Source organism: Actinomadura vinacea (assembly GCF_039532545.1).
In the GTDB taxonomy this organism is placed as follows: Bacteria; Actinomycetota; Actinomycetes; order Streptosporangiales; family Streptosporangiaceae; genus Spirillospora; species Spirillospora vinacea.
In genome coordinates, this window is the sequence record NZ_BAAARW010000012.1 from 56,647 (window position 1) to 69,755 (window position 13,109).

General features: G+C 74.7%; 10 protein-coding genes and 1 riboswitch. Of the genes, 4 read left to right on the top strand and 6 right to left on the bottom strand.

All coding sequences use genetic code 11. The features are described from left to right. Nucleotides 1–99: 99 nt before the first annotated feature. Nucleotides 100–1,200, bottom strand: a complete 1,101-nt coding sequence (locus ABD340_RS15625) for a branched-chain amino acid aminotransferase (RefSeq protein WP_344589684.1) — start codon at nt 1,198–1,200, stop codon at nt 100–102. A gap of 160 nt (nt 1,201–1,360) precedes the next feature. Then, entirely contained in the window at nt 1,361–2,416 is a 1,056-nt protein-coding gene (locus tag ABD340_RS15630; RefSeq protein ID WP_344589685.1) for a 3-isopropylmalate dehydrogenase, read from the bottom strand. A 193-nt stretch (nt 2,417–2,609) separates the two neighbouring features. Here ABD340_RS15630 and ABD340_RS15635 point away from each other — a divergent pair, with 193 nt between their 5' ends. Together ABD340_RS15635 and ABD340_RS15640 are read left to right on the top strand one after the other, a co-directional pair. Then, nucleotides 2,610–3,230 carry a hypothetical protein gene (locus ABD340_RS15635; protein ID WP_344589686.1) on the top strand — a complete coding sequence of 207 codons (621 nt, stop codon included), beginning with the start codon at nt 2,610–2,612 and terminating at the stop codon, nt 3,228–3,230. A gap of 89 nt (nt 3,231–3,319) precedes the next feature. Then, on the top strand, nt 3,320–6,007 hold the full coding sequence (locus ABD340_RS15640; RefSeq protein ID WP_344589687.1) for a LuxR C-terminal-related transcriptional regulator: 2,688 nt from the start codon (nt 3,320–3,322) through the stop codon (nt 6,005–6,007). A gap of 213 nt (nt 6,008–6,220) precedes the next feature. On the opposite strand, the gene ABD340_RS15645 is transcribed toward ABD340_RS15640, so the two are convergent. After that, nucleotides 6,221–8,872 (bottom strand): AAA family ATPase, encoded by a 2,652-nt coding sequence (locus ABD340_RS15645; RefSeq protein ID WP_344589688.1) that lies wholly within the window; start codon nt 8,870–8,872, stop codon nt 6,221–6,223. Nucleotides 8,873–9,140: 268 nt separating this feature from the next. Beyond that, a riboswitch (cobalamin riboswitch) is annotated at nt 9,141–9,325 on the top strand. Between the two features lie 31 nt (nt 9,326–9,356). On the opposite strand from ABD340_RS15645, the gene ABD340_RS15650 reads away from it, so the two are divergent. Together ABD340_RS15650 and ABD340_RS15655 are read left to right on the top strand one after the other, a co-directional pair. Next, complete coding sequence (locus ABD340_RS15650; protein ID WP_344589689.1) at nt 9,357–9,590, top strand: CbtB domain-containing protein; 234 nt, start codon at nt 9,357–9,359, stop codon at nt 9,588–9,590. A gap of 23 nt (nt 9,591–9,613) precedes the next feature. Further along, a complete protein-coding gene (locus ABD340_RS15655) occupies nt 9,614–10,378 on the top strand; it encodes a CbtA family protein (RefSeq protein WP_344589690.1) in 765 nt (254 codons plus the stop codon). 10 nt (nt 10,379–10,388) lie between these two features. On the opposite strand, the gene ABD340_RS15660 is transcribed toward ABD340_RS15655, so the two are convergent. The 3 genes from ABD340_RS15660 to serA all read right to left on the bottom strand — a co-directional run bounded on the left by ABD340_RS15660 (nt 10,389) and on the right by serA (nt 13,083). After that, entirely contained in the window at nt 10,389–11,102 is a 714-nt protein-coding gene (locus ABD340_RS15660; protein ID WP_344589691.1) for a (2Fe-2S)-binding protein, read from the bottom strand. Between the two features lie 34 nt (nt 11,103–11,136). Beyond that, nucleotides 11,137–11,259: a hypothetical protein gene (locus ABD340_RS15665; protein WP_344589692.1), complete on the bottom strand. Its 123-nt coding sequence runs from the start codon at nt 11,257–11,259 to the stop codon at nt 11,137–11,139. 234 nt (nt 11,260–11,493) lie between these two features. Continuing rightward, nucleotides 11,494–13,083 (bottom strand): phosphoglycerate dehydrogenase, encoded by a 1,590-nt coding sequence (serA, locus tag ABD340_RS15670; protein WP_344589693.1) that lies wholly within the window; start codon nt 13,081–13,083, stop codon nt 11,494–11,496. Nucleotides 13,084–13,109 lie beyond the last annotated feature (26 nt).

Below are 13,109 nucleotides of genomic sequence, written 5' to 3' on the forward strand. Positions count from 1 at the left end.
ACGGCGATGGGACATTGGTCTCAGCATTCGAGACGGACGTATCGCCCGGCCCCGCGGGCGCGGGGCCGGGCGCGGTCACGGACCGTCGCGGAGACCGGCTCAGACGATCTTGTGGACCCAGCCGTACGGGTCGGGACGGGCGCCGTACTGGATGCCGATCAGCTCCTCGCGCAGCCGCATCGAGATCTCCCCGGGCTCGCCGTCGCCGATGCTCCACTCCCGGTCGGGGCCCTTGACCTGGCCGACCGGGCTGATCACCGCGGCGGTGCCGCAGCCGAACACCTCGGTGATCTCGCCGGACGCGCAGCCGGCCTGCCACTCGTCGACGCTGATCTTGCCCTCCTCGACCGGAAGGCCCAGGTCGGGGGCCAGCTTGAGCATCGAGTCGCGGGTGATGCCGGGCAGCAGCGTGCCGGTCAGCGCCGGGGTGAGCAGCCGGGGCCGGTCGCCCGCGCCGTACACGAAGAACAGGTTCATCGACCCGACCTCCTCGACCCAGCGGTGCTCCACCGCGTCGAGCCAGACGACCTGGTCGCAGCCGTTCCGCACGGCCTGCGCCTGCCCGGCGAACGAGGCGGCGTAGTTGCCGCCGGTCTTGGCCTCGCCGGTGCCGCCGGGGGCGGCGCGGGTGTAGTCGCGCGACAGCCACACCGAGACCGGCCTGATCCCGCGGGCGTAGTAGTTGCCGGACGGGGAGGCGATGACCACGAACATGTACTCGTCGGCGGGCTGGTTCACGCCGAGCGCGCGGGTCGTGGCGAACATGAAAGGCCGCAGGTAGAGGCTGTAGCCGTCGGTGGTCGGCACCCACTCGCGGTCGGTGCCGACCAGCAGTTCCAGGGCGTCCACGAAGAGCTGCTCGGGGATCTCGGGCATCGCCATCCGGCGGGCCGAGCGGTTCATCCGGGCGGCGTTGGCGTACGGGCGGAACGTGACGATCGTCCCGTCGGCCTGCCGGTAGGCCTTCAGGCCCTCGAACAGCTCCTGGGAGTAGTGGAACACCTGGCTGGCCGGGTCCATCGGGATCGGCCCGTACGGCTCCAGCCGGGCGTCGTACCAGCCCTTCCCCGCCGCGTAACGGATCGTGACCATGTGGTCGGTGAAGTGCTGGCCCCAGCCGGGGTCGGCGAGGACGGCCTCGCGCTCGGCGGCCGGCGTGGGCCGCTCGCTGCGCGAGATCTCGAAGTCCAGCATGCTCATCGTGGGGTCCTCTCCCGGATCGCCGCCCCGGCCCCGTCGCCGGCGGCTCCCATTAATCCTTATTGTCGTACTTCATCCAGCTCACTCCTCCGTCCCGGCGCACACGAAAAACCGGGCGCGCCGCGGAGGCGCGCCCGGTCTGAGCCTGAGGGGTGCGCCGCTAGCCGGATACTCGCTTGGCGATGGCGTCACCGATCTGGGCGGTGGAACGGGCGCCCTGCCCGGCCCGCTCGGCCAGGTCCTCGGCGACGGCCCGCTCGACCCGGCGGGCGGCCTCGGCGGCGCCCAGATGGTCCAGCAGCATGACCACCGACAGGATGGTGGCGGTCGGGTCGGCCTTGCCCTGGCCGGCGATGTCGGGCGCGGAGCCGTGCACGGGCTCGAACATCGACGGGGCGGTGCCGTCGGGGTTGACGTTGCCGGAGGCGGCCAGCCCGATGCCGCCGGCGATCGCGGCGCCGATGTCGGTGATGATGTCGCCGAACAGGTTGTCGGTGACGACCACGTCGAAGCGGGCCGGCTGGTTCACGAAGAACATGGTGGCCGCGTCGACATGGCAGTAGTCGGTGCTGACCTGCGGGTACTCCTGCGCGACCCGCTTGAGGACGCGCTGGTAGAGATCACCGGCGAAGGTCAGCACGTTGTCCTTGTGGACCAGGGTCAGCTTCTTGCGCGGCCGGTTCGCGGCCTGCTCGAAGGCGTAGCGGACGACCCGTTCCACCCCGTGGGCGGTGTTGACGCTCTCCTGGGTGGCCACCTCGTGCGGGGTGTCCTTGCGCAGCACGCCGCCGACGCCCGTGTAGGGGCCCTCGGTGCCCTCGCGGACGACGATCATGTCGATGTCCTCGGTGGTCACCCCGGCCAGCGGGGTGGACACGCCCGGGAACAGCTTGACCGGCCGCAGGTTGACGTAGTGGTCGAGCTCGAACCGGGCCTTCAGCAGCAGCCCGCGCTCCAGCACGCCGCTCGGCACGCTGGGATCGCCGACCGCACCGAGCAGGATCGCGTCCTGCCCGCGCAGCTCCGCCAGCACGGAGTCGGGCAGGGTCTCGCCGGTCCGGTGCCAGCGGGCGGCGCCGAGGTCGTAGGAGGTGCGCTCGAACGCCAGCCCGGACGAGGGGGCGACGGCGTCGAGGACCTTCAGCCCCTCGGCGACCACCTCGGGGCCGATCCCGTCACCGGGGATGACGGCCAGGTGAATGCTGCGGGATGCCATGCGCGCACTCTACTGCAAACGTCTCAGTTCCTGAGCATCCGTCTCAGATTCCGGTACGGATGTCTCGCGCCGCCGCTAGCGTCGGGCCTGTCCCGGAACGCGGTTGAGTAAGGGGTACTCAGGCGGGCGGCGCCGCACCGGAGCAGGCTCGGAAGACGGAGGCGACACGGCTTCCGCGGAAGGGAAGCCGATCATGCTGTACGCCAGGCTGCAGACCGTCCGGGGCATGCCGGACCCGGCCGAGGCCGGGCCTGTGGAGCGCGAGCTGCTGGAGATCGTCGCCCGCCATCCGGGCTTCGCCGGGCTGTGCCTGATGGCCGCCGTCGAGGACACCGCGGCCGGCGCGCTGCTCACCCTCTGGCGCACGGTCGAGGACGCCCGGCTGGCCGCCGACCGCACCGCCGCCGCGCGCCCCGGCCCGCGGCCGGTCGAGCTGGCGAGCGACCGGATCTACCAGGTGCCGGGCGGCTACGCGGGCCCCGACTCCGCGCGCGCGCCGGGCGCGGCCGTGCTGCTGTTCTTCGACGGCCCCCGCGACGTCGACTGGATGGACTCGGCCCTCTTCGCGCAGCGCGAGCGGATCGCCCCGGCGCTGCGGACCGTCCCGGGGTTCGTCCAGGGCTTCGCCCTGTGGGACCCGGAGGCCCGCTCCTGCGCCGTGGTGAACCTTGCGGTCTCGCTGGAGGCGCTCGCGCGGACGGAGAAGGCCGTGAACTCCACCGAGCTGCTCCCCGGAGAGGACCCGGCGCTGCTGTCCGGGCCCGATCGCGCGGTCGTGCACCGCGTGTCGGGGTATGTGGCGGCGTCCCGGTGACGAGCCGGCAGGGCCCGTCCTGACGGGTTCCTTGACCGGACCGCGCGTTCGAGTGGATGCCGGGCCGGGACGCTCGTACGATCTAGAGCGTGGCCGCATCGCCCCCGCTCCCGCCCGGCGGCTGGCCCTTCGTCGGCCGCACCGCAGAACTGGCGGCGGCACGGTCCGCGCTGCTCGACCCCTCCCGCTCGGGATCCGTGCTGGTCGGCGACGCCGGGGTCGGCAAGTCCTGGCTCGCCGCCAAGGTCGCCGCCGACCTCGACCCGGGCCGGAACCTGGTCGTCCGGGCGAAGGCGACGCAGGCCGCGGCGCGGATCCCGTACGGGGCGCTGGCCCACCTGCTGCCCGCCGGCCCGGACCGGGGCGGCGAGCCGCGGCTCGTCCCGGAACAGGCCCTGGGCCCGCGGCGACGCCTGGTCGTGGCCGTGGACGACGCGCACAGCCTCGACCCCGCCTCCGCCGCGCTGATCGCCGACCTGCTGGAGCGCGGCGAGGCCCGGCTGCTGGCGACCGCCCGTACCGGCGCGCGGGCGCCCGGCCGCCTGGCCGCGTTCTGGGACGAGCGCGTCGGCGACGCCGAGCGCCGCGTCCACCGCCTGGAACTGGGCCCGCTGGGGCACGCCCAGACGGCGCGGCTGCTGGAGGCCGCCGTCGGCGGGCAGGTCGAGGACGCGGGCGCGCGGCGGATGTGGCGGATCACCGGCGGGAACCCGCTGTTCCTGCGCGAGCTGGTGCTGGCCGGGATGCTCACCGAGAGCGGCGGCGTGTGGCGCTGCGCCCCCGGCCCCACGCTCACGCCCCGGCTGCGGGAGCTGATCGAGGCGCGGATCGGCGCGCTGGACGACCGGGAGCGGCGGGCGCTGGAGTACCTGTCCCTCGGCGAGCCCATGGACACCGCCCTGCTGCGCCGCCTGGCGGGCCCCGAGACGATCGACCGGCTGACCGTGCGGCAGCTCGTCACGATCGCGGGCGAGCCCACCGACAGCGCCCCCGGCCTGCGGCTGCGGCTGGCCCACCCGCTGTACGGGGAGGCGGTGCGGTCCGGGCTGGGGACGCTGTCCACGCGGACCCGGCTGCGGCACCTGGCCGACGCGCTGGAGGAGACGGGCCCGCGGCGGCGCCAGGACGTCCTGCGGCTGGCCACCTGGCGGCTCGACTCGGGCGGCGACACCGACCCCGACCTGCTGCTGCGCGCGGCCAGGATCGCCTGGGCGGGGCTGGCCCTGGAGCCGGCCGCGCGGCTGGCGTCGGCGGCGCTGCACGCCTACCTGTCCCGTCCGGGGCGGCGTCCGGGGAGCGCCGGCGAGGCCGCCGCGCTGCTGGCGGTCGTCCTGCACTTCTCCGACCGGGACGACGAGGCGGACGCGGCGCTGCGCGAGGTCGCCGGCAGGCTGCGCGACGACCGCGAGCGTGGCCTGCACGCGGGCGCGCGCGCCCTCGTCCTGGCGTGGGGCCTGGCCCGCGACCGCGATGCCGAGACCGTCCTGGCCGAGGCCGCCGCGACGATCGGGGACCCGGCCTGGCGGCAGCACGTCCACTCCCTCGCCGGGTGGATCGCCCTGTTCGCGGGCCGGGTGGCCGACGGCCTGGCCGCGGTGGAGCGCTCCCGCGCGCTGGGCCCGGCGCCCGCCGCGATCGCCGCCCAGACCGACGCCGCCGAGGCGCTGCTGCGCGCCTACGACGGGCACCACTCGCTCGCGGTGGCGGTGGCCCGGGCGTCGATGGACGACCAGGCCCGCTGGCGGGACGAGGTCCCGATCGTGATGACCGCCCTCACCCACGCCCGGACGGTCGCGCACCTGTTCGCCGGGGAACCGGCCGACGGGCTGGCGGGCGCCGCCCAGGGCCTGGACCTGGTGGCGGAGTTCGGCCGGGGGAACCGGATCGAGGCCTCCTTCAGCGGCTGGCGGGCCCATCTGCACCGGCTGCGCGGGGAGCTGGCCGAGGCGGTGCGCTGGGCCCGCGACGGCACGGTCAAGATCGGTGAGCGGTCGACGATGTTCGCCGGGCTCTGCTTCGGCGAGCTGGCCTGTGCGGCCGCCCAGCTGGGCCGGGCCGGGGAGGCGGAGGAGGCGCTGCGCCGGGGCGAGGACCTGGCCCGGCCGGCCTGGCTCGGGGTGGAGTTCTCGCTGGCCCTGGCCCGCCCGTGGGTGCTCGCGGCGCGCGGGCAGAGCGCCGAGGCGGTGACCGCCGCGCTCGCCGCCGCCGACGACGCCGAGGCCCGCGGGCTGCGCGGGTACGCGATGCTGGCGCTGGACGACGCCGTCCGCCTGGGCGCGGCCGGGCGCGCCGCCGGACGCCTGGCGGCGCTGGCCGGCGAGATGGACGGCTTCTTGGCCCCGCTGTGCGCTCGCCGCGCCGCCGCGGCCGCCGGCGCGGACGGTCCCGCCCTCGCGGCGGCGTCGGCGTCGTTCGAGGAGCTGGGCATGTCGCTGCACGCGGCCGAGGCCGCCGCCCAGGCCGCCGCCGCGTACGAGGCCGCCGGCGAGGACCGCGCCGCCGCCGGCGCCACCGCCCGCGCCCGCACGCTGGCCGGCCGCTGCGGCAATCCCGTGACCCCCGCCCTGGCCCCCCTCGCCGCGCCCCAGCTCACCTCCCGCCAACGGCAGATCGCGCAACTCGCCGCCCAGGGGCTGAGCAACAGGGAGATCGCCGACCGCCTCTCGATCTCCATCCGCACCGTCGGCAACCACCTGGTGATGATCTACGAGCGCCTGGGCACCAGCGACCGCGAGTCCCTGGCCCACCTCTTCACCACCACCGACAACACCCCCTGACCCCGGTGGTGTGGGATGACCCGCACCCCGCAACAACCCGCTTTTCACTGTCCGGCCCGGAGCGGAGCGGAGTAGATGTTTTCCTCCGTCCCGGGGGTGTGGGACGACCCGCACCACACGGCAACCCCGCTTTTTCACTGTCCGGCCCGGAGCGGAGCGCTAGCGGAGTGGAGAGGACGGGCAGGCGGAGGGAAGCGGGTCCGTAGCGGAGCGCTAGCGGAGCGGAGGAGGCGTTTCGCTACGTCCCGAGGGGTGTGGGGGGTCGTCCCCCCACAATGAAACCCCGCCGAGCCTGTCGTAGACGGCTTGGAGGTGGTTGGCGACGGTGCGGACGGACAGGACGAGACGGTCGGCGATCTCGCGGTGGCCGAGGCCGGAGGCGGCGAGCCGGGCGATCTCCAGCTGGCGGGCGGTGAGTTCGGGGGCTGCGAGGCCGGAGAGGACGGGAGTGCGGGCGCCCGGGCAGTTCCCGGCCAGCAGCCAGGCCCGGGTCGCGGCGGCGTTGGCCTCGCGGGACCGCGCGGCGCGCCGCCCGTGGGCGCGGGCGGCCTCGGCGGCGGTCTCGGCGGCGAAGAGGGTGAGGCCCGCGTCCGCGAACGCTCCGGAGACCTCGTCGAGGGCGGCGGCGTCCCGGCGGGCGGCGGCGTCGGCGTGCCGGGCGCAGAGCCGGACGAGCCGCCCGCCGGTCCGGTCGGCGAGCGCCGCGAGCCGGTCGCGGGCGGGACCGGGGGCGCCGAGCCGTACGGCGTCGTGCAGGGCGAACATGGCGTAGGGGCGCAGGGACCGTTCCTCGAAGCGGGCGGCGGCGTCCAGGGCGGTCTCGGCGGCGCCCGCGACGTCGCCGGCGGCGGCGCGGATCCAGGCGCGGGCGAGGTAGGCGCGGAAGTGGAAGATCCGCCCGCCGCCGATGCGGCGCCGTTCGGCCACCCGCGCGGCGGTGGTCGCGGTGGCGGCGTCGCCGGCGACGGCGGCCGCGTACGCGAGCTCCTCGTGGCCGTGCCCGGACATCGCCCGGATCGTCCTGGACCCGTGCGAGGCGGCCTCGTGCGCCCAGCGGACGGCGCGCCGGACGTCCCCGCGGAGCAGGCAGTACTCGACGCGCAGCGTCCGGGAGGTCGTGGCGGCGACGGGAGAGAGGTGGTCTTCGGTGAACAGCGCCTCGCCGTAGGCGATGTAGCCGTCGGCGGCGGCGAGGTCGCCCGCGAAGACGGACGCGGCGGCGCGCGCGTCGCTGAAGGCGGCCACGAGGCTGGGCATGTACTCCAGCCAGCCGCTCGGGTCCTCCAGCGCGTTGCTCGCCAGGGCCACGGCCTCGTCGTAGCGTCCGGTGAGCATGAGCCGGAGGGCGTCGGCCGCGCCGGTCAGCGCGGCGGCCTCGGGCCGGACGGGCCCGGCCGCGCGGACCCGGGCGACCGTCGCCTCCGCCTCGTCGAACCGGGCGGCGTAGACCCGGCCGAGGGCCTGGTAGCCCAGCAGGCTCTGCCGGGACGCGGGTTCGGCGGTCTGGTCGGCGGCCTCGTCCAGCATCCGCTCGGCGCGTTCCTCGTCGCCCAGCCCCATGGCGAGGTTGAACGCCCGCATGGAGACCAGGCCCGCGCGGGTGGGCTCGTCCAGCGGCTCGGCGGCGGCGCGGGCGAGGTGCTCCTCGACCTCGTCGTGCCGTCCGGCCAGGAGCAGGACGGGTGCGATCCGCACGGTCGCGGCGGCGTCGACGCCCGCGGCCAGCGCGGCCCGCCCGCAGCGCTCCGCCAGGTCCATGTCGTGCAGCGTCCACGCCTGCCCGCACGCGGCCAGGAGCAGGTCGCCGCCCGCGGGGGCGCCGGCGTCCAGGTGCCACGCGGCGACCCGGAGCACGTCGCCGTGCCGGCGCATGCCGGTGCCCTGCAGCGCCGCGGCGAGGGCGGCCAGGCGTTCCCGGACGCGTTCGGGGCCCGCGTGCGCCCGCGCGACCTCCCCGTACAGCGGGTGCGCGGTTCTGATCTCCAGCCGGCGGCCGACGCCGGAGGAGGCGATCAGGTGCCGGGCCTCGGCACGTTCCACGGCGTCCTCGGAGGTCAGGGCGGCCAGCGTGGCGGCGCCCAGCGGCTCGCCTAGCGCCGCGTACTCCAGGACCTCGCGCTCGGCCTCGTCGAGCGTGCCCAGCCGCGCCTCGATCAGCTCGCGCAGCCGGGGGCTCAGCGGCAGGTCGCCGTGCCAGTGCCAGACCCCGCGGGCCTCGGCCAGCCGCCGCTCGCCCAGTCCCGTCAGCACCAGCTCGTGCAGGAACAGCAGGTTGCCCTGGGTGCTGTGGTAGAGCCGCCGGGCGGTGGCGGCGCCCAGCTGCCCGTCCAGCGCGGCCTCCACGACCGCCTGGCTCTCGGCCATCGTCAGCGGGACCAGATCGAGGCGCCGGGCCAGGTCGTCCTTCCAGAGCGCCGTCACGGGGTCGGGCACGGCCGCACCCGTCCGTACGGTCGCCACGACCCGCGCCTCCCGGTGCAGGACGAGATGGTGCACCAGGGCGGCGGAGGTCGGGTCGAGCAGGTGGGCGTCGTCCACCGTGACCAGAAGCGGGGCGGCGGCGAGGGAACGCAGCGCCTCGCTCGCCCAGCGCAGCGGGTTGACGATCGCCGTCGCCACGCCCTCGACCGGGAGGACGTGCCCGAACGCCCCGAACGGGATGCCCGCGTCGGCGACCGTCCCGCAGGCCCGCACGACCGTGAACGCCGCCGGCTCCAGCCGGTCCAGCGCCTCCTTGACCAGCCGCGTCTTGCCCACCCCGGCGTCGCCCGCCACCACCACGCCCTGCACGGTCCGTTCGGACAGCAGGGAACCCACCTCATCGAGCGCCGACGTACGGCCTGTGAACGGCCAGGAGGTACGCACAACAGGATCGTACGACGCCCGCCCGGCGCGGCCATGGCGAATTGAGTAGGGGCTACTCATGTGCCTCGCGGCCCGCTGCTCCACTCTCATTACAGGGAGCTTTTCCGGTACGCCTGCCAGCCCTCCGGAGGGGCGCCCTGTACGCCCCGGTGGCGGCCGGCCGATTCACCGCCGCCGGTTTCGGGAGGGGGCACCGTCCGTATCTCCAGCGGGGGGAGATGCGAACGGTGTCCCCTCTCTCACGACTTGACGTGAAGGGCGGTCAAAGGGGACCCTCAGGGCGACAAGTTCACAAATGAGGCGACGGTGCGCAGGAACCTGGTGCGATTCCAGGACGGTCCCGCCACTGTGACCAGGGAGTCTCCCCCCACGCGACCACGGCCGAACGGCTGGAAGGTCGGCGGGAGGCGGTGATCTGGGAGTCAGGAGACTGACCCGTCGTCCTCCCGTACCGGGGCGAGTGCACCCCGTGAGGAGATCCGCCATGGCCCAGCCCGCCGTTCCCCCGACGCAGGCCGCGCAGTCGCGCCCGGTCGCCGTCCCGCAGCGCGTCCCCGTCCGCGAGATCCTGCCCTGGGCCCTGTTCGCCCTGGTCCTGGGCGCGGCACTGCTCTACTTCGTCGGCGCCGAGCAGGGCGCCACCTCGCTGATCGGCGGCACGTGGGTTCACGAGTTCACGCACGACGGCCGGCACCTGCTCGGCTTCCCCTGCCACTGATGGCCGCGGAGCGATCGCCGGCGATGAGACCCCTGCTGGTCCGCGGCATGATCGCCGGTCTGGTCGCGGCGGCGGCCGGGCTGCTGGTCGCGTGGATCTACGGTGAACCCCAGGTCGCGAACGCGATCTCCTTCGAGGAGGCCCAGGCGGCCGCCGAGCACGGCGCGGCCGGCCACGCCGAGGAAGAGGAGGTGGTGAGCCGGACGGTCCAGCAGACCGTCGGGCTCGTCACGGCCATGGCGGTGTACGGAACGGCGATCGGCGGCCTGTTCTCCATCGCGTTCGCGTTCGCCCACGGGCGGATCGGGACGCTCGGCGCCCGCGCCACGTCCGGCCTCGTGGCGCTGCTCGGATTCACGGCGGTGGTGCTGGTGCCGTTCCTGAAGTACCCGCCCACTCCCCCGGCGGTCGGGAATCCCGGCACCATCGGCGGGCGCACGGCGCTCTACTTCGGCATGGTGGCGCTGGGCGTGCTCGCCACGGTCGCCGCCGTGATCGTCTTCGGCCGGCTGGCGGCGCGGCTGGGAACCTGGAGCGCCGCGATCGTCTCGACGGCCGGGTTCGCGGCCGTGGTCGCGGTGGTGTTCCGGCTCACGCCCCGCCCCGACGCGGTGGCCGAGGGCTTCCCCGCGACCGTCCTGTGGGACTTCCGGATCGCGTCGCTGGGCGTCCATGTGGTGCTGTGGGCGACGCTCGGGCTGCTGTTCGGCGCCCTCACCGAACGGGCGTTCCAGCGGCACCGGGCGCCCCTTGCCGAGGCGGAGGGCGAACCCGTCCCGGCGGCCTAGTGCGAGCGCTTCAGCGGCGGAGCAGGCAGCAGTCGCCGCACATCTCGCCGCCGGGCGGTACCCGGTAGTAGAGGCAGCAGCTGCGCCGGACGAAGCCGCGCCGGTCGAACGTCCCTGTGCCCGCGAGCGGTTCGCGCGCGAACAGCTCGGCGACCAGGGGCCGTACCGGCGCGGCCGGCCCGGCGTTCAGGGTTCCGGCAACGGTTCCTGCCAAGGCGGACGCGGCGTTGCCCCACAGCAGGCCGTCGGCCAGCCGGACGAAGCCGAGCATCGTCTCGCGCAGCGGCCGCAGCTGGCCGTCGACGACCTCGCGGTGGACCAGTTCGGCGCGTTCGGCGGTGGTGCCCGCGCGGCGTCCCGCCGGGGCGGCCAGCCAGAGCGCGATCGGCGCGCCGGGCGCCCAGCGCCAGTGCAGGCCGGACAGCTCCGGGACGATCCCGCGCGCCGCGGCCGTGACCATCGGCGACCAGAGCCGCGCGGCCAGCCCCTGGAAGAGGATCGAGGCCGCGACCCGCCGCTCGGTGGTGCCGAGCCGTTCCGCGTACGCCTCGGTCAGCCCGATCAGGCGTGCCGTGTCGCGTTCGGGCATCGGGCGCCAGGTCGGGTCGACCTCCTGGTCGGGATCGGTGACGATCTCGAAGAACGGGCCGCGCGCGGCGGCCTCGGCCAGGGCCGCGGTGACCTCGCGCGGTTCGGCCCGTTCCACCGTGGATTCCGCCGTCATGCCCCCCATGATCTCATCGGGGACGGCCGGGCGGTCAGCTGGCGGGGCGGCCGCCGTTGTCGCGGCGGTCCAGCGCGGTCTGCAGTGCCCGCGCGGCCTCCTCGTCGGCGTCGTCGGAGGCGGCGGTGGTCATGCTCAGGGAGTTCAGGGTGCTCATGGGGTGTGCTCCGTAGCGTCGCGTGGAACGGGTGGCGATGGCTGACAGGGCTTACGGCCAGTGCCGGACTCCGCGACGGGGGTGGCCCGCCTATCGGGCCCCGTCGCGGCGGCGAAGGATCACTACGAAGCGCCGCATGGCAATACCACGTTACCTGGCGTTCACCTGACTGTCTTGACCCGTGGCCGAACTTCTCACATGCCGAGACGTCGCCCGGCCACGGGCTCCCGCGTCTCAGCCGTCCAGGTCGACCCGGCGGCCGGTGTCGGCGCCGATCTCGTTCTTGATCACATCGAGCAGCTGGGCCGGGATGGCCGAGTCGACGGTCAGCGCGATCAGCGCCCGGCCGCCCTTGGTGTCGCGGCCGACCTGCATGCTGGCGATGTTGACCCCGGCGTCGCCGAGCAGCCGGCCGACCACCCCGACGATCCCGGGCCGGTCGGAGTAGACGAAGAAGGCCATGTGCTCGGTCGGCACCAGTTCCATCTGGTAGCCGTTGACCTCGATGATCCGCTCGATGTGCTTGGGCCCGGTCAGCGTGCCCGACACCGACACGACCGAGCCGTCGGCCATCGTGCCGCGCACCTGCACCACGTTGCGCCAGTCGGGGCTGTCGTCGGAGGTGGTGAGGGTGACCTCCACGCCCCGGTCGCGGGCCAGCAGCGGGGCGTTGACGAACGTCACCGCCTCCTCGATGACGTCCACGAACACGCCCTTGAGCGCGGCCAGCTCCAGCACCTTGACGTCGTGCTCGGCGATCTCGCCGCGGACCACCACGTCCAGCCGGACCGGCACGCCGCCGGCCAGCCCGGTGAAGATCCGGCCCAGCTTCTCGGCCAGTGGCAGGCCGGGCTTGACGTCCTCGGCGACCGCGCCGCCCTGGACGTTGACCGCGTCCGGCACGAACTCGCCCGACAGCGCCAGCTTCACCGAGCGGGCGACCTGGGTGCCGGCCTTCTCCTGCGCCTCGTGGGTGCTGGCCCCCAGGTGCGGGGTGACCACCACGTTGTCGTGGTGGAACAGCGGGCTCTCGGTGCACGGCTCGGTGCTGAACACGTCGATGCCGGCGCCGGCCACCCGGCCGTCCTTGAGAGCCAGGTCCAGCGCCGCCTCGTCGACGATCCCGCCGCGGGCGGCGTTGACGATCCGCACGGTCGGCTTGACCCGCTGCAGCTCCCGGTCGCCGATCAGCCCGAGGGTCTCGGCGGTCTTGGGCAGGTGCACGGTGATGAAGTCGCTCTCGGCCAGCAGCTCCTCGAGCGTGACCAGCTTCACCCCGAGCTGGGCGGCGCGGGCGGCCTGCACGTAGGGGTCGAAGGCGACGACGTTCATGTCGAAGGAGGCCAGCCGCTGGGCCACCAGCACGCCGATCCGGCCGAGGCCCAGCACGCCGACGGTCTTGCCCTGCAGCTCGACGCCGGTGTACTTGGAGCGCTTCCACTCGCCCTGCTTGAGCGCGGAATGGCCCTGTGGCACGTTCCGGGCGGTCGCCAGCAGCAGCGCGATCGCGTGCTCGGCGGCGGTGACGATGTTGGAGGTCGGCGCGTTGACGACCATGACGCCGGCCTTGGTGGCGGCCTCGACGTCGACGTTGTCGAGCCCGACGCCCGCCCGCGCGACCACGCGCAGCCGGCGCGCGTGCTGGAACACCTCCGCGGTGACCTTGGTGGCGCTGCGCACGATCAGCGCGTCGACGTCGGCGACGGCGGGCAGCAGCGCCGCCTTGTCGGCGCCGTCGACCTGGCGGACCTCGAAGTCGGATTCGAGGACGGCGATGCCGGCCGGGGAGAGTTCTTCTGCGACGAGGACGACAGGCTTGCTCAAGGAAGGGTCCTTATGAACGTGGATGT

Excerpts from the sequence above, each read along its gene's own strand:
- ABD340_RS15660 (WP_344589691.1), bottom strand. The coding sequence starts at position 11,102 with ATGACGGCGGAATCCACGGTGGAACGGGCCGAACCGCGCGAGGTCACC.
- ABD340_RS15655 (WP_344589690.1), top strand. The coding sequence starts at position 9,614 with ATGAGACCCCTGCTGGTCCGCGGCATGATCGCCGGTCTGGTCGCGGCG.
- ABD340_RS15630 (WP_344589685.1), bottom strand. The coding sequence starts at position 2,416 with ATGGCATCCCGCAGCATTCACCTGGCCGTCATCCCCGGTGACGGGATC.
- ABD340_RS15625 (WP_344589684.1), bottom strand. The coding sequence starts at position 1,200 with ATGAGCATGCTGGACTTCGAGATCTCGCGCAGCGAGCGGCCCACGCCG.
- ABD340_RS15635 (WP_344589686.1), top strand. The coding sequence starts at position 2,610 with ATGCTGTACGCCAGGCTGCAGACCGTCCGGGGCATGCCGGACCCGGCC.
- ABD340_RS15650 (WP_344589689.1), top strand. The coding sequence starts at position 9,357 with ATGGCCCAGCCCGCCGTTCCCCCGACGCAGGCCGCGCAGTCGCGCCCG.
- ABD340_RS15665 (WP_344589692.1), bottom strand. The coding sequence starts at position 11,259 with ATGAGCACCCTGAACTCCCTGAGCATGACCACCGCCGCCTCCGACGAC.